Here is an 18,417-nt window from a genome sequence, read left to right on the forward strand (position 1 = left end):
CGGACAGAACCAGGGAGCGGCATCGTGGACGACCGGACGCAGCCCTGGGACCGCGTGCCCGAGCTGGGCGGCCCCCCGCCGCGCAGCCGGCCACCCGTGCCCGGCGCCTCCGCGCCGTCCGCCGCCGAGCAGCCCGCCGCGGACGACGCCACCGGCGACGTCGTCACCGAGCGGGACCGCAGCTGGCAGAGCTGGGGCGAGGCCTGGTCCGACGACGACGGCCACGAGGACTGGGACGACGACGCCCCGCGCGGCCGCGGTTTCTGGCGCTCCGCGGCCCTGGGCGTCGGCGAGCTGCTGGTCACCGCCGGCATGGTGCTGCTGCTGTTCGTCGTCTACGAGGTCTACGTGACCGACTTCCTCACCGCGCAGAAGCAGGACGAGCTGGCCACCGAGCTGCGCGAGCAGTGGGCGGACGAGCCGGCCGACGCGCGCTCCCTGACCCAGGTCGAGCTCGGCGACGCCTTCGGGGTGCTGCGCATCCCGCGGCTCGGCGAGGACTACACGCGGGTCATCCTCGAGGGCACCGAGGAGAAGCAGCTCGCCCAGGGCCCCGGCCACTACGTCGACTCCGCGCTCCCCGGCGAGCAGGGCAACCTCGCGCTGGCCGGGCACCGGGTGGGCAAGGGCTCGCCGTTCCTGGAGCTGGACACCATGCGGCCCGGCGACCCGATCGTCGTCGAGACCGCCGACAGCTGGTTCGTCTACCGGATGCTGGGCGACCCGGCGACGGGCGACGTCGACGCCGACCCCAGCGGGATCCCGGGCCGGCAGATCGTGGCCCCCACCGACGTCCAGGTCGTCTCCCCGACGCCGAACGCCGCGGCGTCGGCCGCACCGACCGGTGCCTACCTGACGCTGACCACCTGCCACCCGCGCTACTCGGCCCGGCAGCGGATGATCATCCACGCCCGTCTCGACGGCGGCGCGATCAGCAAGGCGGAGTTCCCGGACGGCCCCGACGCCCTCTACGAGAGCTGACCAGGAGAACCGCATGTACAGCTGGATCTGGCGCCACCTGCCCGGCCCCGTCGCGAGCAAGGCCGTGCTCGCGCTGCTCCTCGTCGCCGCGGTGGCCGCGCTGCTGCTGTTCGTCGTCTTCCCGTGGGTGGAGCCCCGGCTGCCGTTCAACGACGTCACGGTCGACTGAGCCCGTGGCCGGGCCGCAGTGTTGCGGCCCGGTGACGATCGCGGTCTCGGGTGGCCGACCTGCGCGGTCGGGTGAAGTGTCGGGGGCGGACGACGACCCTCGACGCCTCCGGAGGCCTCCGTGCGCGCTCCTCGACTGCTCGCCCTCACCGCAACCGGCACGCTCGCGCTGACCGCCTGCGGGGGCGGGGAATCCGTGGACACCGGCGGCGGAGGCGGGGGTGGGGACAACGTGCTGGTCGCCGCCGTCAGCGCCCAGCCCGACCAGCTCGACCCGCACGTCACGACGGCGTACGCGAGCTTCCAGGTGCTGGAGAACGTCTACGACACCCTCGTGGTCCCCGACCCCGAGGACCTCACGATGCAGCCGAGCCTGGCCACGGAGTGGTCGACCAGCGAGGACGACCTGGAGTGGCGGTTCACCCTCCGCGACGGTGTCACCTTCCACGACGGCAGCGAGTTCGACTCCGCCGACGTCGTCTACTCCTACAACCGGATCATCGACGAGGAGCTCAGCAACTCCTTCCGCTTCCAGAACGTCGAGTCCGTCGAGGCCGACGGGCCGGACACCGTCGTCATCCGGCTCACCCAGCCGACGCCGAACCTGCTGGAGCGGATCGGCTCGTTCAAGGGCATGGCGATCCTCCCGGAGAACGCCGCCGAGGACCTGGACCTCACCACCGAGGCCAACGGCACCGGCCCGTTCGAGTTGGAGAGCGATCCGACGCCAGCAGCACCGTCCTCGCCGCCTACGAGGACTACTGGGGCGGCGCGCCGAGCATCGACGGCGTCGAGTTCCGCTACATCACCGAGCCGGCCGCCGCGCTGACCGCGCTGCAGAACGGCGAGGTGCAGTGGACCGACAACGTGCCGCCGCAGCAGATCGAGTCCCTGGACGACGACGACTCGGTGGAGCTCGAGACGACCTCCAGCGTCGACTACTGGTACATGTCCATGAACTACGCCCGCCCGCCGTTCGACAACCGGGACGTGCGGCGCGCGATCTCCTTCGCGATCGACCGCGAGGCGGTGGCCGAGGCGGCCTGGTTCGGCGCGGCCGAGGAGAACCAGACGGCGATCCCCGAGGACAGCTTCTTCTACTACGACTACGAGCCGTTCGACCGCGACCCCGAGCAGGCGCGGCAGCTGCTGGCCCAGGCCGGGGTGAGCACGCCGCTGACGATGGGCCTGATGGTCACCGACGAGTACCCCGAGACGGTCACGGCCGCCCAGGTCATCGCCGACCAGCTCTCGGAGGTCGGCATCGAGGTCGAGATCGAGACGCTGGACTTCGCCACCTGGCTGGACCGCCAGGGCGCCGGTGACTACGACGCCTTCTACCTGGGCTGGCTGGGCAACCTCGACCCCGCGGCGTTCTACCAGGAGCAGCACCAGACCGACGGCCCGAACAACTACCAGGGCTACAGCAACCCGCAGGTCGACCAGCTGCTGCAGCAGGGCGCCACGGAGACCGACGACGCCGCGCGCAAGGCGATCTACGACCAGGCCGCGACGATCATCGTCGACGACGTCTCCTACCTGTACCTGTACAACCCCGACGTCGTGCAGGCCTGGGCGCCGGGGCTGTCCGGCTACCAGATCCGCGCGGACAAGGCGATCAACTTCGAGAACGTGGAGCTGCCCTGAGCGGCTACCTCCTCCGCCGCACCGGTCAGTCGGTGGTGGTGCTGGCGGGGGTCAGCGTCATCGTGTTCGCGCTCGTGCACCTCGTCCCGGGCGATCCGGTGCGGCTGGCGCTGGGCACCCGGTTCAACCAGGAGACCTACGACGCGCTGCGGGAGCGCTCCGGGCTGGACCTGCCGCTGCTCCAGCAGTACGTCTCCTGGCTGGGCGGGGCGCTCACCGGTGACCTGGGGGTCAGCTTCCGCAGCGGGGACACCGTCGCCTCGCTGATCGGCGAGCGGCTGCCCGCCACGCTCACCCTGGCCTTCGCCTCGATCCTGGTGGCGCTGGCGATCGCGATCCCGCTGGGCACCGTGTCGGCGCTGCGGCCGCGGTCGGTCGTCGACCGCATCGCCACCGTGTTCAGCCAGATCGGCATCTCGGTGCCGGAGTTCTGGATGGCGATCGTGCTGATCCTGGTGTTCGCCGGCACGCTGGGCTGGCTGCCCACCGGGGGCTACGTGCCGCTCACCGAGGACCCGGCCGGCTGGCTGCAGCGGCTCATCCTGCCGGCGGTGGTCACCGGCGTCGTGTCGCGGCTCGGTCATCACCCGCTTCGTGCGCTCCAGCATGCTCGAGGCGCTGGGCTCGGACCACGTGCGGACGGCGCAGGCGAAGGGCCTCCCGGCCCGGCAGGTGTTCACCTGGCACGTGCTCCGGAACGCCCTGCTGCCGCTGGTCACCGTCACCGGCGTGCAGCTGGCCTACCTGCTCTCCGGCGTCGTCGTCGTCGAGATCGTCTTCTCCTGGCCCGGGCTCGGGCAGCTGGCCCTGCAGTCGGTCCAGGCGCGCGACTACCCGGTGCTCCAGGGGGCCGTCCTGCTGTTCGCGATCGTCTTCCTGGTCATCAACCTCGTCGTCGACCTGCTGTACACGGCGATCGACCCGCGGATCCGGCGATGACCGCGCTCCCGGACCCGGCCGCGCCGTCCGCCGGCCCGTCGACCGGCGCGCCGTCCCTGCGCCCCGCCCGCCCGCGCTGGCGGGAGACGCTGGGTCTGCTGGCCCGCAACCCGACGGCGGCGGTCTCCGCCGTCCCTGCTGGTGGGCCTCGTGCTGGTGGCCGTGTTCGACGAGACCATCGCCCCGCAGGGCCCCAACGAGACCTCGATCCCCGACCGGCTGCAGCCGCCGAGCTGGGAGCACCTGTTCGGCACCGACGACCTCGGCCGCGACATCTTCAGCCGGGTGGTCCTCGGCACCGGGGTGTCGCTGCGCGTCGGGTTCCTCGCCGTCGGCATCGCGCTGGTGATCGGCACCGTGGTGGGGCTGCTCGCCGGGTTCTACGGCCGCTGGGTCGACGACGTCCTCATGCGGTTCATGGACATGCTGTTCGCCTTCCCGGCGGTGCTGCTCGCCATCGCCGTCCTGGCGGTGCGGGGGCCCGGCTCCGGCAATACGGCGCTGGCCATCGGCGTCGTCTACATCCCGGTGTTCGCGCGGGTCACCCGGGCCAGCGTGCTCGGCGTACGCGAGGAGGTCTACGTGCGGGCGTCCCGCTCCGTGGGGGCCTCGGACCTCCGGCTGCTCACCCGGCACGTGCTGCCCAACGCCGCGCCGCCGATCATCGTGCAGACCTCGATCAGCCTGGCGTTCGCGGTGCTGGCCGAGGCGGCGCTGTCCTTCCTCGGCCTGGGCACCCAGCCGCCGGCGCCGTCGTGGGGCCGGATGCTCGCCGAGGGCCGCGGCTTCATCCAGGACGCCTGGTGGCTGGCGTTCTTCCCGGGGATGGCGATCTTCCTGACCGTGCTCTGCTTCAACCTGCTCGGCGACGGGCTGCGCGACGTGCTGGACCCGCGGCAGCGGACGCTCATGGCCGGTGGTGGGCGATGACCGAGCCGGTGCTGGAGGTCGAGGACCTGCGGGTGCGGCTGCGCACCCCGCGCGGGCGGGCCGACGTCGTCAACGGGTTGTCCTACACCGTCGCCCCGGGCGAGACCGTCGCCGTGGTGGGCGAGTCCGGCAGCGGCAAGAGCGTCTCGGTGCTCGCGCTGCTCGGCCTGCTGCCCCGCGGCATCGCGACGGTCACCGGGCGGGCGGTGCTGCAGGGCGAGGACCTGCTCACCATGAAGCCCGAGCGGCTGCGGCAGGTCCGCGGCCCCGGCGCCGGCATGGTGTTCCAGGACCCGATGACCTCGCTCAACCCGGTGCTCACGATCGGCCGGCAGCTGGTCGAGGGGATCCGCGCGCACCAGGACGTGGACAAGGCCGCCGCCCGCCGGCGGGCCGGTGAGCTGCTGGCGGAGGTCGGGCTGCCCGATCCCGTGGGCACGCTGGACCGCTACCCGCACGAGCTCTCCGGCGGCATGCGGCAGCGGGTGGTCATCGCGATCGCGCTGTGCAACTCCCCGGCGCTGCTGATCGCGGACGAGGCGACGACGGCGCTCGACGTCACCGTGCAGGCGCAGATCATCGACCTGGTCGAGAAGCTGCAGGCCGAGCGCGGCACCGGCGTCGTCTGGATCACCCACGACCTGGGCGTCGTCGCGGGCATCGCCGACCGCGTGCTGGTCATGTACGGCGGCCGGTGCGTCGAGGACGGCACGGTCGACGACGTGCTGGAGAACCCGCGGCACCCGTACACCCGCGGGCTGCTCGGTGCGCTGCCCGACCTCGCGCAGCCCGCCGTCGACGGCGTCGTCCCCGACCTGGCCACGGTGCCCGGCACGCCGCCCGCCCCGACCGACCTGCCGGCCGGCTGCGTGTTCTGGCCGCGCTGCCCGGTGCGCGGCGACGCGCGCTGCGAGACCGAGCAGCCGCCGCTGGTCCAGATCACCCGGGCCGACGATGGCCGTGCCCGCCTGGATCTGCCGCACCGCGCCGCCACCTGGTGCGCCGAGGCGCCCGGTGCCGGGACTTTCGGTACCGAAAGTCCGTCCGGTGCTGGGACTTTCGGTACCGAAAGTCCGTCCGGTGCTGGGACTTTCGGTACCGAAAGTCCCGGACGTGCGGGGGGAGGGGCCCGATGAGCGACGACGTGCTGGTCTCCGCCCGCGGGCTGGAGGTGCACTTCCCGATCGGCGGCAGCTACCGCAAGAAGGCGGCCGGCGTGCTGCGCGCCGTCGACGGCGTCGACCTGGACATCCGCCGCGGCGAGACGCTGGGCCTGGTGGGGGAGTCCGGCTGCGGGAAGTCGACGCTGGGCAACGCGCTGCTGCGGCTGGTGCCGACGACCGGCGGCACGCTGACCTTCGACGGCGCCGACCTCACCGGGCTGGAGGGCCGCCGGCTCAAGGAGCTGCGCCGCCGCGCCGGCATGGTCTTCCAGGACCCGTTCGCGTCGCTGGACCCGCGGCGCACCGTCGCCCAGACGGTCGGCGAGCCGCTGGAGGTGCACGGGCTGCGGAAGGGCCGCGACAAGGCGGCCCGGGTGGCCGAGCTGCTCGAGCTGGTCGGCCTCGACCCGGGCGTGGCCGGCCGCTACCCGCACGAGTTCTCCGGCGGCCAGCGGCAGCGGGTCGGCATCGCGCGGGCGCTGGCCGGGGAGCCGGACTTCCTGGTGTGCGACGAGGCGATCGCCTCCCTCGACGTCAGCGTGCAGGCGCAGGTGCTCAACCTGCTGCGCCGGCTGCAGCGCCAGCTGGGGCTCACGCTGCTGTTCATCTCGCACGACCTCTCCGCGGTCCGGCACATCTCCGACCGGATCGCGGTCATGTACCTGGGGCGGATCGTGGAGATCGGCCCGGCGGAGGCGGTCGGCACCGATCCGCAGATGCCATACACACAGGCTCTGCTCTCGGCGGTGCCGCTGCCGCACCCGGCGCTCGAGCGGGAGCGGAAGCGGATCGTGCTCAGCGGCGACGTCCCCTCGCCGGCCGCCGTCCCCAGCGGGTGCCGGTTCCGCACGCGCTGCCCGCACGTCTTCGAGCCGTGCGACGACGTCGACCCCGCGCTGCAGCCGGTCGGCGCCCCCGGGCAGCAGGCGGCGTGCCACCTGCACGGCATCGTCGGCACCCCGGCGACCGACGCCCCCGAGGGCATCACCGCCACCCCCTGACCGCCGTCCTCCCTCACCGCGCAGCGTCCTCCCTCACCGCGCACCACGAGGGAGGACGCTCGACGATCAGGTGACCTGATCCCAGCGGGGAGCGCTCAGACGGCGGGGGAGAGGAAGCGGGGGCGGGCGGCGGCGAGGCCGGAGAGCAGCTGCAGGACGACGGCGCCGAACATCAGCGCCAGGCCGGGGGCCCAGGCACCGGTGGCGTCGTGCAGCAGGCCGACGCCGAGCGGGCCGGTCGCGGCGAGCAGGTAGCCGACGCTCTGCGCGGTCGCCGAGAGCCGGCCGGTCTGGGCGACGTCGCGGCTGCGGGCGACGATCAGCATCATCGACAGCGGGAACGAGACGCCGCTGCCGAACCCGTAGAGCACCGCCCACAGCAGGGGCGCGGCCTCAGGGGCGAGGAGCAGGCCGGCTATGGCGGCCAGCACGGGCACCGTGCCCACCAGGACCCAGGGCTGCTGCCCGGGGCGCCGGCCGGCCAGCCCCGGCACGACCAGCGCCAGCGGCACGGCCAGCCCGGTGGCGACGGCGAGCAGCCCGCCGGCGGCCACGGGCGAGACCCCGGACCCGGACTCCAGGACGTCGGCCAGCCAGGTGAGCATCGAGTAGAACGACAGCGACTGGAAGCCGAAGAACAGCGTGACGGCCAGCGCCACCGGGTCGCGCAGGATCGCGGTGCGGGCGCCACGGGGCGCCGCCTCGGGCCGGGGTGCGCCGCGGCGGGCGCGGGTCAGCGCGGCCATCGCCAGCAGCGCGACCAGCACCAGCGCGCCCCACAGCAGCAGCCCGGCCGAGGCGCTGCCGGCGGCCGAGGACATCGGCCGGGCCAGGCCCGCCCCGATGCTCGCCGAGCCGGACATCGCCGCGGTGATCACCCCGAGGACGACGGCGGCGCGGGCCCCGTACTCCGCCCGGGCCACCGCCGGCAGCAGCACGTTGCCCACCGCGATGCCGCCGCTGAGCAGGACGGTGCCGGCGAACAACCCCGGCGCGCCGGCGATCCGCAGCAGCACGCCGGCCGCGATCAGCGCGACCCCGGTCAGGACGGCGCCGTGGACCCCCAGCCGGGCGGCCAGCGACGGGGCGAAGGAGGACACCAGCCCGAAGCACACCAGCGGCAGGGCGGTGACGACGGCGAGGGCGCCGGTGGAGAGCCCGAGCTCGTCGCCCAGCTCCCCGAGCAGCGGTCCGACGGCGGCGAACGGCGCCCGCAGGCACAGCGCGACCAGCACCAACGCGACGGCCGGTGCGGCGAACCACCACCAGCGCGCCGTCCCCACCCGGCCGGCGTCCGCCGGGGCCTGTTGCGACACGTGCCCTCCGTCCTCGCCGCGCGGCGCGCGACCCGGCCATTGTCGGCGCGCCCCGCCCGCCCGCGGCGGGCGGCTCCGGACGGCCGGAACCCGACCCCCGCGAGGGGGTCCGCTCAAGAGGAGCGCCGGGCACGCCGACAGCAGGGGCATGCGGATCCAGGAACGGGCGGCACGACGCCGTCGCGGGACGCCCCTGTGGGTGTACCTGACCGCGCTGGTGCTCGTCCCGCTGGTGGGCGTGCTCGCCCTGACCGGCGCCATCGTGCGCGTCGCCGTCACCGAGGCCGCCAGCGCGGCGCGATCGGAGTCCGCGATCGCCGCGCTGGGCGGGCTGCACAGCGCGCGCAGCGCCATCATCCGCGAGATCATCCCGACGCTCACCCAGGTCATCGTCGGCACCCCCAACAGCGCCTCGGCGCTGCTGGGCGAGGACAGCGACATCGTCGTCGACCTGCGCGAGCCGGCCAGGCAGCTGCTGCAGGACACCCGGGCCGCCACCAACGAGGCGCTCGCCGCCATCCCGGAGAGCTCGCTCGCCGCGGCCGAGACCGCCGCCGCCATCCGGCGGATCGGCTGGGTGCGCGCCGCGGCGGACGCGCCCGGGGCCGACCCGGAGTCGATCTACGACGACTTCCTCGAGCTCGCCGACGACCTGGCCGGCGCGCAGGCGAGGGCCGCCCGCGCGGCCCGCGCCGAGCTGGCGCCGGTGGCGACGACGGACGCCGTGCGCGACGTCCAGCTCGTCGCCGACGCCGCCACCATCGCCGGCCGGCTGGTGCCCGAGTTCATCGGGACGCAGCTGGTCGGGGTGGCGATGGACGACCGGGAGGCCTGGCGGGCGGACTGGGCGCTCTACACCGCCGCCCGCGACAACATGGCCAAGCTCTCGCAGGACCGGCTGGAGCGGAGCTGGCGGGCGCTGGCCTCCTCCCCGGAGGTGGCCGTCATCGACCAACTGCTCGCCGCGCACGCCGCCGGCGAGGCCGCGATCCTGTCGGTGCCCCAGCTGATCTCCCTCGTGGACCAGGCGACGGCCCGCGACGCGCGGCTCAGCGACCTCCTCGCCGACGCGGCCGCGGAGGCCCAGTCGCTCGCGGTCGCCGACCACCGCGCGGCCAACGACCGGCGCGACCTGCTGCTGAGCGTCGGGCTGGTGCTCGTCGTCGCCTCGCTGGCCGGCGCCGTCGTCGTCGGGCGGATCGTCTCCCGCGCCCTCGGCGCACTGGCCCACCAGGCGGAGAAGATCAGCCACGGCCAGCTGGTCGAGATCTCCGACCGCGGCCCGCGGGAGGCGCGCACGGTGTCGGCGGCGCTCGCGACCACGGTCGCCGGGCTCAGCCGCATCCAGGCGCAGGCCGCCGCCGTCACCCGCGGCGACCTCGCCGACCCGGTGCTGGCCGACGCGCTGCCCGGCCCGCTCGGCGAGCTGCTGCACGCCTCGGTCGAGAAGCTGGTGGCCTCGGTCCGCGAGCGCGAGTCGCTGCAGACCGCGCTGGCCCACCAGGCCGCGCACGACCCCCTCACCGATCTGCCCAACCGCATCCAGGCCCGCACGCTCACCGCCGCCGCGCTGCACCGCGGCCGGCGCGCCGGCACGATGACCGGGCTGCTCTTCGTCGACCTCGACGGCTTCAAGGGGGTCAACGACCGCTTCGGCCACGCCACCGGCGACGCCCTGCTGCGCATCGTCGCCGACCGGCTGCGCGTCGCGCTGCGGCCCGGGGACGTCGTCTGCCGGCTGGGGGGCGACGAGTTCGTCGTCCTCGTCGAGCAGGTGACCGGCGAGCGCGAGCTCCTGGAGCTCGCCCGCCGGCTCATCGACACCGTCAGCCACCCGGCCGTCGAGGGCGGCCAGGAGCTGCGGATCGGCGCCAGCGTGGGCATCGCCGTCGCCCAGGACGCCTCCGTCGACGCCGACGTGCTCTTCGCCGAGGCCGACGCCGCCGCCTACCGCGCGAAGGCGCGTGGCCGCGGGCGGGCCGAGCTGTTCGACGAGTCGCTGCGGGCGCAGCTGGCCGCGCAGTCCGAGTTGGAGACGGCGCTCACCGCCGGGCTGGCCGCCGGGGAGCTCGAGGTCCACTACCAGCCGGTGGTCGGCCTGGCGTCGGGCCGGCTCGAGGGCTACGAGGCGCTGCTGCGCTGGAACCGGCCCGGTGTCGGCATGGTGCCGCCCAACGACTTCATCCCGGTGGCCGAGACCAGCAAGCTCATCTGCGACCTGGACCGCTGGGTGCTGCACGAGGCGACCCGGCAGGTGGCCGCCTGGCGCGCCGAGCACCCGGCCGCCGAGCTGCTCACCGTCGCGGTCAACGTCTCCGGCCGGCACCTCTCCGACTCCCGGGTCGTCCAGGACGTCGTCGACGCGCTGGCGGCCTCGGGGCTGCCGCCGGAGCTGCTCGTCGTCGAGGTCACCGAGACCGTGCTGGTCAACGACCCGGCCGCCTTCGGCCACCTGGTCGCCCTGCGTGACCTGGGCGTCTCCGTCGCGATCGACGACTTCGGCACCGGCTACACCTCGATCGGCCAGCTGGCCGGGATGCCCGTCGACACGCTGAAGATCGACCGCAGCTTCGTCGCGTCGGCCGACTCCGGCCACGCCGAGCTGGTCGAGCTGATGATCCGCGCCGCGCACACCTTCAGGCTGAGCGTCGTCGCGGAGGGCGTCGAGGAGGAGGCCCAGCTGGCCTGGCTGCGCGACCAGCGGTGCGACTTCGCCCAGGGGTACCTGCTGTCCCGCCCGCTGCCCGCCGCCGCTGCTCGCGACGCGTGGCGGGAGGCGCTGGTCCCGTCGTCCTGAGCTGGTCGGTGGCCTCCGGGCCGGCGCCGGGATGTGCTTTGGCACACTCCACGGCAGGGAGCGGCCCCGGCGGTCGTCCGTGACCTGCTGAGGAGCCGCGACGTGACGGGTAGCTGGACGCCGCAGCGCGAGGGCGCGCTGTTCCGGCAGGACGGCGACCTGCTCGTCCCCGGGCCGCTCACGCGCGGGCCCTGGTACCACGGCACCCTCCACGGCAGCGCCATGCTGGCCCCGATCGCCCGCGCCGCGGAGCGCCACCCGAGCGAGGTGGAGCGGCAGGTCGTCCGGCTGACCGTCGACATGATGCGGGCCGCGCCGATGGCGCCGCTGCGGGTCGAGACGACGACGGTCCGGTCCGGGAAGAGCATCGACTTCGTCGACGTCGCCATGTACGCCGACGACGAGCTGTGCGTCCGGGGCAGCGCGCTGCGGATGCGGGTGGCCGACCTCGTCGTCGACGAGCCCGACGACGCGCCGCCCCCGCCGCCGCCGCCCGCGGACGGCCCCGCGGGGGTGTCGCCCTTCGCCGCCCGGCCGGGATCCGAGGAGCCGGCCTTCCACCACGCCATCGACGTGCACGTGGACGTCGACGCCGAGGTCGTGTGGTTCCGCCTGGCCGTGCCGCTCGTCGAGGGCGAGGAGAACACGGGCACCGTCGCGGTCGCCGCCGTCGCCGACTGGACCTACGCCGTGCCGCACCTGCTGCGCGGTGCGCGGGGCGACGACCGGCGACCCGGGCGGGCCGTGCACGCCATCAACGCCGACACCACGATCAACGCCTTCCGCCCCTTGTCGGGCGGCTGGGTGGGGCTCCGGACGACCGCCCACACCGGTTCCACCGGCGCCGGCACCAGCGGCGCCCACCTGTACGACGCCGCCGGACCGCTCGGCTTCAGCGCGCAGAGCGTGCTGGTCCGGGGTCCCAGCGGCGCGCCGTTGTCGGTCAAAGAGATGTAAGGGGACGGGTCCATGCGCATCGCCACCGGCGTCGGTTACGCCAACGGGATGAAGGAGGCGGCCGAGCGGGTCGCCACGCTCGAGTCGGCGGGCATCGACATCGTCTGGGTCGCCGAGGCCTACGGGGTCGACGCCGTCTCGCTGATGGGCTACCTGGCCGCCATCACCGAGCGCGTGCAGATCGGCTCCTCGATCCTCCCCATCTACACCCGCACCCCGAGCCTGCTGGCCATGACCGCCGCCGGGGTGGACCTGCTCAGCGGCGGCCGCGCCATCCTCGGGCTGGGCGCCTCCGGGCCGCAGGTGATCGAGGGCTTCCACGGGGTCCCCTACGACGCGCCGCTCGGCCGCACCCGCGAGGTCATCGAGATCTGCCGCACGGTCTGGCGGCGCGAGCCGGTCGAGCACGAGGGCCGCTACTACACGCTGCCGCTGGCCGAGGGGCAGGGCACGGGCCTGGGCAAGCCGCTCAAGCTGATCACCCACCCGGTGCGCGACCGCATCCCGATCTACCTGGCCTCCCTCGGCCCCAAGAACGTCGAGCTGACCGCCGAGCTCGCCGACGGCTGGATGCCGACGCTGTTCTGGCCGGAGCGGGCGGCCGAGGTGTGGGGCGAGTCGCTCGCGGCGGGCCGGGCCGCCCGGCCGGCCGAGCTGGACCCGCTGGAGGTCGTCGCCGGCGGCGCCGTGGCCATCGGCGAGGGGCTCGAGCACCTGCGCGACAACGCCCGGCCCGGCATCGCGCTCTACGTCGGCGGCATGGGCGCCAGGAGCCGCAACTTCTACAACCAGCTCTTCCGCCGCTACGGCTTCGAGGCCGAGGCCGAGCTCATCCAGGAGCTCTACCTCTCCGGCCGCAAGGAGGAGGCCGCCGCCGCGGTGCCGCAGGCATTCCTCGACGCCACCTCGCTGATCGGGCCGGAGAGCTTCGTGCGGGAGCGGATCGAGGCCTACCGGGACGCCGGCGTGACCGTGCTCAACGTGAGCGTCGCCGGGGACGACGTCGTCGGCACCCTGGAGAAGGTCAAGGCCTGGGCGTCCTGAGCCGGTCCGGCGCCCCCGCCTAGAGTGCGGGGGCCAGGAGGGCTCGCCTAGTGGCCGATGGCGGCGGTCTTGAAAACCGCTATGGGGTAACACCCATCGTGGGTTCGAATCCCACGCCCTCCGCTCGCCCGTCGTCGACCTGGCGTCGACCTGGCGCGCTGATGCGCCGTTCCCGTCGTACGCATGACGCATCCACGCGCCCGGTCGCCGGCGAGATCTCCGACACGCCACGCGCGGGACGTCGTCCGGGGTGACCGACGCCCTCCACCAGGCTTTTCACGCTGGTCACGGGGGTGTTTGTCGACAAGACGCCGGACCGGAGGAGGGGTCACCACCCCCTCCCGGGGTCTCCCGCAACGATCCGGTGACGGGGCGGTCACATGCGTGCCGAGGACCGCCGATGGGGAGACCGGAGAGCCCTAGCGTCTGCCCTGTCCGCGGCACTTCCCCGCCGCGGCATTGGCGCTGAGGAGTACCCGCGTGACCATGGGCGCGACGCTGGTGTGGCCGGCAGTTGTGGTGCTGGGCTTCCTGGTGTTCACCGGACTGGTGGTGGCCCTCGGGGCCAGCTCCACGGCTCGGTACGAGTTCGAGCGCAACGGCGCGCAGCAGCCCGCGCGGGCCGCCACGCCGCGCTCGGCGAACCACCCCGCGGGCCGTCGTGCCCCCGCCCGGTCCGGCGAGGCCGCGGCCGCGGTGCCCGCCGGGGCGTCGTCGGGCAGCGTCGCCGTCCGCACCGCGCCGGCCGCCGTCGCCGAGGGCGGGCCCGCCTGGTGGCTGATCGGCGAGGCGGCGCAGGTGGTGGCCGGGCCGTTCGGCGACCGGGTCGACGCCGACTGGGCCGCGTTCGCCGGCGGGCTCTCCGCCGTCGCCGTCTTCGGCACCCGCCGCACCGACGGCACCGTCAAGCCCAAGCCCTCGCCGGAGGAGCGCGCCTGGCTGGGCGAGCTGGGCCGGCACCTGGACCGGCTGCCCGCCGAGTGGGACGACCTGCTCACCGACACCGACCCGCTCACCACGCTCGTCGTCGAGGTGGCCGCGGCGCTGGTCGAGGCGGGCCTGCCCCTGCACGACGCGGGGGCCACGCAGTCCGGCGGCGGCGTCTGCCTGGTGCCCGACCAGGACGCCGGCGGCCTGCTGGTCAGCTGGCGCCCGCACGACCGGATGAGCCTGCAGCAGTCGCGCGGCGCCACCGCCGACGAGGCCGTGCAGCGGCTGATGAACGCCGCGATCCTCGAGGTGCTCGAGCAGCTCGGGTTCGTGGTGGAGCCGGCCGGCGCGACCGCCTGCGCCCTGGTGACGGCGCTGCGCTAGCTGGCGGCGACCGCCGCGGCCATGGTCCACGCCGCCGCCGCGTCCACCTTGCCGGTGGCGGTGTCGTGGAGCAGCTGCTCCTGCGGGAGCTGGGGCAGCGTCCGCATCGCCAGCTCGGCGACGGCGCGGTAGGAGAGCGGGTCCGGGCGGCCCAGCCCCACCTCCCGCTCCTTCTCCGGCGTCATGCGGGGCGCCAGCTGGGTCGCGACGAGGTGGGTGAACAGGAAGATCCGGCCCACCAGCACGGGGTCGCCGGCCTCCGCCGCGGCCCGGGACGCCGCGGCCCACCACGGCCACGGGGGCGTCGCGCCGCGGTCGGCGATCTGCGCCAGGGTCGCCCAGATGGCGTCGCTGCTGCCGAGGGCTGCGTCCCAGCGGTCCATGAGCGCGGTGGCGTCGGCGAGCTCGGCGGCACCGATGGCGGGCGCCGTCCCGTCGTCCGGCGGTGCGGCCCGGCGGTCGAACAACCCCATGGCGTGCGGCTCCCTGTCCTCGTCGGTGACGGGAGCCGATTCTGCCCGCTGCGCGGATCAGACCGCGTCGGCGTCCAGCCGGCCGATGTGCTGGAGCACGAGCTCCCCGCCGTCGGCGGCGAAGCTGGCCCGCAGGCTGCGCAGCACGTCCAGGCCGTCGTCGTCGGCGCCCCGCACCCCCGCGAGGTCGACGACGACGCGGCGGTGCCCGCCCTCGCGCAGCGAGTCGGCGGTGCCGCGCAGCAGGTCCGCGCCCTGCGCGCTGAGGTGACCGGAGGCGCGGATGACCCCGATCCGCAGGTCGACGGTCTCCGAGAGCATCACGCCACCTCCTGCCCGCGCCCGGTCTCCAGCCGGAGCACGCGCCACAGCCCGGTGCGCCGGAGCAGGTCCAGCGTGCGCCGGTTGGCACCGCGCAGGACGACGGTGCCGCCACGGGCCCGGCAGATGCGGTGCGCCCACAGGAAGCTGGCCACCGCCGTGCTGGACAGGTGCTGGACGCCGCTCAGGTCGACCACGAGCCGCCGGGCGCCGGCCAGCAGCGCGTCGTGCAGCAGCCAGCGGACGTCGGCCAGCCCGTCGGTGAACAGCGTGTCGTCGAGGTGGATCGTGACCTCGTCCCCGGTGGCGTCGACCCTGGCTGGACGCCGCGGCGCGGATGGCGGCGGTGGTGGTCATGCGGCTCCTTCGACGACGGCGCGGGCACTGCGCACCAGCGTGGCCGCGGGACGTTGCGATCGGCTGCGACGGTCCGTTGCGATCGCATGACGGTCCTCCGCTCCCGGACCGGACGGTGCGGGCGCGGTGGCAGCATGGCGGCCGTGGCACTGCGTCTCCTGGTCGTCGAGGACGACGACTCCATCCGTACCGCGCTGCGGTGGGCGCTGGAGGACGAGGGCTACGACGTCGCCGAGGCGGTGTCCGGCGAGGAGGCCGTGCGCGCCGTCGCCGTGGCCGCCCCTGACCTCATGGTCGTGGACCTGATGCTCGGCTCGATGGACGGCTACGCGGTGATCCGCGAGGTCCGGCGGGGCCACGACCTGCCGATCATCGTGGTGAGCGCCCGCGCCGACACCCATGACATCGTCGCCGCGCTGGAGGCCGGCGCCGACGACTACGTGACGAAACCGTTCGAGGTACCAAGGAGATCACCGCCCGGCTACGGGCGCTGCGCCGCCGGGCCGGCAGCGGCGCCGCCGAGCGGCCGCCCGAGGCGGTCGTGCTCGACTCCGACCCGGTCGCGCCGCTGGTGCTCAACGAGGGCCGCGGCACCGTGCACCGGGGCGAGGAGCAGCTGCCGCTGACGCTGACGGAGTTCCGGCTGCTGTGCGAGCTGGCCGGCTCGCCGGGGCGGGTGTTCAGCCGGCAGGCGCTGCTGGAGCGGGTGTGGGAGCACGGCTTCTTCGGCGACGAGCGGATCGTCGACGTCCACGTGCGGCGGTTGCGCACCAAGGTGGAGACCGACCCCGGCTCTCCTCGGCTGGTCGTAACCGTGAGAGGGCTGGGATACCGGCTGGATCCCCGGTGAGCGACAGGGACGTGAGCATCGCAGCGAGGAACGAGCGAGGAGCGGAGCGGCCCGCCGGAGCCACCGCAGGGACACCGTGAGGCGGGCGCTCGGGGGGCTCGGGCTCCGGGCGCGCATCGTCCTCGGGTTCGCCGCGGTGACCCTGCTCGTGTCGGTCGTGCTCGTGGGCACCACCTTCCTGCTCGCGCGCAGCTACCTGCTGGACCAGCGGGAGAGCTCGCTGACCCGGCAGGCGTTCGCCGACGCCAACGTGCTCAACGGCCGGCTGGCCACCGCGGGTGCCGACGTCGGTGAGCTGATCACCGAGCTGGTGCCCTCCGGCGGTGCCGACGTCGTCGTCCGCAGCGGGGAGTCCTGGTACTCCTCGAGCCTGGACCTCGGCGCCCGCGACGTCCCGGCCGAGCTGCAGCGGATCGTCGCCGACGGCGCGGCCGGCTCGGTGCGGATCGACGCCCCCGACGGCCCGGCGCTCATGGTGGGGGTGCCGCTGCGCGCGGCCGGCGTGGAGTACTACGAGATCGGCCGGCTCACCGAGCTGCGGCAGGCGCTGACGACGCTCTCCGCGGTGCTCGCCGCGGCGGCCACCGCGGCGACCGCAGTCGGGGCGGCCTTCGGCGTGTGGGCCAGCCGGCGGGCGGTGCAGCCGCTGGAGCAGGTCGCCGGTGCGGCCACCCGGATCGCCGGCGGCGAGCTGACCACCCGGCTGCCCCCGACCGACGACCCCGACCTGGTCGCGATCGTGGCCGGCTTCAACAGCATGGTCGACGCGCTGGCCGCCCGGATCGACCGCGACGCCCGCTTCGTCGGCGACGTCAGCCACGAGCTGCGCAGCCCGCTGACCAGCCTGGTCACCAGCGTGGAGGTGCTCGGCACCTGCCGGGAGGAGCTCTCGCCGCGTGCCGGTCAGGCGCTCGCGCTGGTGGAGGGCGAGCTCGGCCGGTTCCGCCGGATGCTCGACGACCTGCTGCAGCTGGCCCGCATCGACGGGGACGCCACGACGGCGACGAGCCGGCCGGTGTCCCTCGGCGCGCTCACCCGGGAGGTGCTGGCCGTGACCGGCCGCCCGGCGGACCTGCTCGAGGCCGCTCCGGACGACGCGACCACGGTGCTCGGCGACAAGACCAGCCTGGAGCGGGCCGTGCGCAACCTGCTGGAGAACGCCGACCGGCACGCCGGCGGTGCCTGCCGGCTGGAGGTGTGGCGCCGCGACGACGCCGTCGTCCTCACCGTCGACGACGCCGGACCGGGCGTGCCCGTGGAGGACCGCGAGCGGATCTTCGAGCGGTTCGCCCGCGGGGCCGGCGCCGCCCGGCGCTCGCTGCCCGGCGCGGGGCTCGGCCTGGCGATCGTGGCCGAGACCGCGACGCGGCACGGCGGCGCCGCCTGGGTCACCGATGGGCCCGACGGCGGCGCGCGCTTCACCCTCTCCCTGCCGGTGGCCGGCTCGTGACCGGCCGCCGCGCAGGGCTGCTCGCCGTCGTCCTCGGGGTGCTCCTGGCCGGGTGCGGCGTGCCCACGGGGGGCACGCCGAACCGGATCGAGCCCACCGACATCCCCTACGGGCTGGCCTCGCCGAGCCCGACGGCCACGCCCACCCCGAGCGCGGAGGCCACCACCGACCCCTCCCGCGTCTACTGGGTGTCGGCGGAGGACGCCGTCGTCCCGCGGGTGCGCGAGGTCAGCGGCTCGACCCGCCGCGAGCGGTTGGCGTTCCTGCTGGAGCAGCTGGCCGCCGGGCCCAGCCGCGCCGAGCGGGACGAGCAGCTGTACTCGCTGCTCCCGCCGGAGGTCCGGCTGAGCGTGACCGGCTTCGACGACGGCACGGCCACCATCGACCTGCAGGTGCAGGACCAGGCGCTCTCCGTGGTCGCCGGGCGCCGCGCGGTCGCGCAGATCGTGCTGACCGCGACCAGCGTGCCGGGGGTGGAGGCGGTGCTGCTGGAGCTGGCGGGCGAGCCGATCGAGGCGCCGCTGCCGGCGGGCGCGCTGACCGCCGGGCCGCTCACCGCGCAGGACTACGCGGTCGCCACCACGCCCTCGCCGACGGCCGTCCCCGCGCCGACCGCCGTCCCCGAGGTCTCCCCGGTCCCGGCCGCCCCGCCCTCCTGACGCCCCCGTCCGCGAGATCTGCACACTCGGGGCTCTCCCGGTACCGAAAG

17 protein-coding genes, 1 tRNA gene and 3 pseudogenes are annotated in these 18,417 nt (G+C 74.9%); 17 read left to right on the forward strand and 4 right to left on the reverse strand.

Features of this window, described 5'->3' with window-relative positions:
- Positions 1–24 precede the first annotated feature (24 nt).
- From JKP75_RS00450 to JKP75_RS00480, 8 genes and pseudogenes are all read left to right on the forward strand, one after another.
- On the forward strand, positions 25–981 hold the full coding sequence (locus JKP75_RS00450; protein WP_309229382.1) for a class E sortase: 957 nt from the start codon (positions 25–27) through the stop codon (positions 979–981).
- 13 nt (positions 982–994) lie between these two features.
- Positions 995–1,150: a hypothetical protein gene (locus JKP75_RS00455; protein ID WP_200489630.1), complete on the forward strand. Its 156-nt coding sequence runs from the start codon at positions 995–997 to the stop codon at positions 1,148–1,150.
- A gap of 360 nt (positions 1,151–1,510) precedes the next feature.
- Positions 1,511–2,796: pseudogene (locus JKP75_RS00460) on the forward strand (ABC transporter substrate-binding protein).
- A 62-nt stretch (positions 2,797–2,858) separates the two neighbouring features.
- A pseudogene (locus tag JKP75_RS22290) lies at positions 2,859–3,308 on the forward strand (ABC transporter permease); the annotation flags it as partial.
- An 82-nt stretch (positions 3,309–3,390) separates the two neighbouring features.
- Complete coding sequence (locus tag JKP75_RS22295) at positions 3,391–3,735, forward strand: ABC transporter permease (protein WP_309229384.1); 345 nt, start codon at positions 3,391–3,393, stop codon at positions 3,733–3,735.
- Between the two features lie 150 nt (positions 3,736–3,885).
- Positions 3,886–4,665, forward strand: a complete 780-nt coding sequence (locus JKP75_RS00470; protein ID WP_309229385.1) for an ABC transporter permease — start codon at positions 3,886–3,888, stop codon at positions 4,663–4,665.
- Positions 4,662–5,801, forward strand: coding sequence for an ABC transporter ATP-binding protein (locus tag JKP75_RS00475; protein ID WP_200489628.1), 1,140 nt, complete (start codon positions 4,662–4,664; stop codon positions 5,799–5,801). The genes JKP75_RS00470 and JKP75_RS00475 overlap by 4 nt, the downstream gene beginning before the upstream one ends.
- Positions 5,798–6,829 carry an ABC transporter ATP-binding protein gene (locus JKP75_RS00480; RefSeq protein WP_200489627.1) on the forward strand — a complete coding sequence of 344 codons (1,032 nt, stop codon included), beginning with the start codon at positions 5,798–5,800 and terminating at the stop codon, positions 6,827–6,829. Before JKP75_RS00475 ends, JKP75_RS00480 begins: the two co-directional genes overlap by 4 nt.
- A gap of 95 nt (positions 6,830–6,924) precedes the next feature.
- Here the strand turns inward: JKP75_RS00480 and JKP75_RS00485 are convergent, their stop codons facing one another.
- Positions 6,925–8,145, reverse strand: coding sequence for an MFS transporter (locus JKP75_RS00485; RefSeq protein WP_309229386.1), 1,221 nt, complete (start codon positions 8,143–8,145; stop codon positions 6,925–6,927).
- A gap of 148 nt (positions 8,146–8,293) precedes the next feature.
- On the opposite strand from JKP75_RS00485, the gene JKP75_RS00490 reads away from it, so the two are divergent.
- The 5 genes from JKP75_RS00490 (at position 8,294) to JKP75_RS00510 (ending at position 14,257) form a co-directional block, all read left to right on the forward strand.
- The gene (locus JKP75_RS00490; RefSeq protein WP_200489626.1) at positions 8,294–10,942 is read left to right on the forward strand and encodes a bifunctional diguanylate cyclase/phosphodiesterase; all 2,649 of its coding nucleotides are present in this window, start codon (positions 8,294–8,296) and stop codon (positions 10,940–10,942) included.
- A gap of 102 nt (positions 10,943–11,044) precedes the next feature.
- Positions 11,045–11,899 carry a thioesterase family protein gene (locus JKP75_RS00495; RefSeq protein WP_200492668.1) on the forward strand — a complete coding sequence of 285 codons (855 nt, stop codon included), beginning with the start codon at positions 11,045–11,047 and terminating at the stop codon, positions 11,897–11,899.
- Between the two features lie 12 nt (positions 11,900–11,911).
- Positions 11,912–12,943, forward strand: coding sequence for an LLM class F420-dependent oxidoreductase (locus tag JKP75_RS00500; protein ID WP_200489624.1), 1,032 nt, complete (start codon positions 11,912–11,914; stop codon positions 12,941–12,943).
- A 36-nt stretch (positions 12,944–12,979) separates the two neighbouring features.
- Positions 12,980–13,066 (forward strand) — tRNA-Ser (locus JKP75_RS00505).
- 363 nt (positions 13,067–13,429) lie between these two features.
- Positions 13,430–14,257: a hypothetical protein gene (locus JKP75_RS00510; RefSeq protein ID WP_200492935.1), complete on the forward strand. Its 828-nt coding sequence runs from the start codon at positions 13,430–13,432 to the stop codon at positions 14,255–14,257.
- On the opposite strand, the gene JKP75_RS00515 is transcribed toward JKP75_RS00510, so the two are convergent.
- The 3 genes and pseudogenes from JKP75_RS00515 to JKP75_RS00525 form a co-directional block, all read right to left on the reverse strand.
- Positions 14,254–14,730 carry a hypothetical protein gene (locus JKP75_RS00515; protein ID WP_200489623.1) on the reverse strand — a complete coding sequence of 159 codons (477 nt, stop codon included), beginning with the start codon at positions 14,728–14,730 and terminating at the stop codon, positions 14,254–14,256. The genes JKP75_RS00510 and JKP75_RS00515 overlap by 4 nt on opposite strands.
- A gap of 57 nt (positions 14,731–14,787) precedes the next feature.
- The gene (locus tag JKP75_RS00520; protein WP_375335639.1) at positions 14,788–15,051 is read right to left on the reverse strand and encodes an STAS domain-containing protein; all 264 of its coding nucleotides are present in this window, start codon (positions 15,049–15,051) and stop codon (positions 14,788–14,790) included.
- Positions 15,051–15,344: pseudogene (locus tag JKP75_RS00525) on the reverse strand (STAS domain-containing protein); the annotation flags it as partial. The gene JKP75_RS00520 and the pseudogene JKP75_RS00525, both read right to left, overlap by 1 nt.
- Before the next feature lie 207 nt (positions 15,345–15,551).
- On the opposite strand from JKP75_RS00525, the gene JKP75_RS23540 reads away from it, so the two are divergent.
- The 4 genes from JKP75_RS23540 (at position 15,552) to JKP75_RS00540 (ending at position 18,367) form a co-directional block, all read left to right on the forward strand.
- Positions 15,552–16,034 carry a response regulator gene (locus JKP75_RS23540; RefSeq protein ID WP_309229387.1) on the forward strand — a complete coding sequence of 161 codons (483 nt, stop codon included), beginning with the start codon at positions 15,552–15,554 and terminating at the stop codon, positions 16,032–16,034.
- Positions 16,004–16,258, forward strand: a complete 255-nt coding sequence (locus JKP75_RS23545; RefSeq protein ID WP_309229388.1) for a helix-turn-helix domain-containing protein — start codon at positions 16,004–16,006, stop codon at positions 16,256–16,258. The genes JKP75_RS23540 and JKP75_RS23545 overlap by 31 nt, the downstream gene beginning before the upstream one ends.
- A 76-nt stretch (positions 16,259–16,334) precedes the next feature.
- Positions 16,335–17,708: a HAMP domain-containing sensor histidine kinase gene (locus JKP75_RS00535; RefSeq protein ID WP_200489619.1), complete on the forward strand. Its 1,374-nt coding sequence runs from the start codon at positions 16,335–16,337 to the stop codon at positions 17,706–17,708.
- The gene (locus JKP75_RS00540; RefSeq protein ID WP_200489618.1) at positions 17,705–18,367 is read left to right on the forward strand and encodes a GerMN domain-containing protein; all 663 of its coding nucleotides are present in this window, start codon (positions 17,705–17,707) and stop codon (positions 18,365–18,367) included. The genes JKP75_RS00535 and JKP75_RS00540 overlap by 4 nt, the downstream gene beginning before the upstream one ends.
- Positions 18,368–18,417: the final 50 nt, after the last annotated feature.

The organism is Blastococcus sp. TML/M2B (assembly GCF_016612865.1).
In the GTDB taxonomy this organism is placed as follows: domain Bacteria; phylum Actinomycetota; class Actinomycetes; order Mycobacteriales; family Geodermatophilaceae; genus Blastococcus.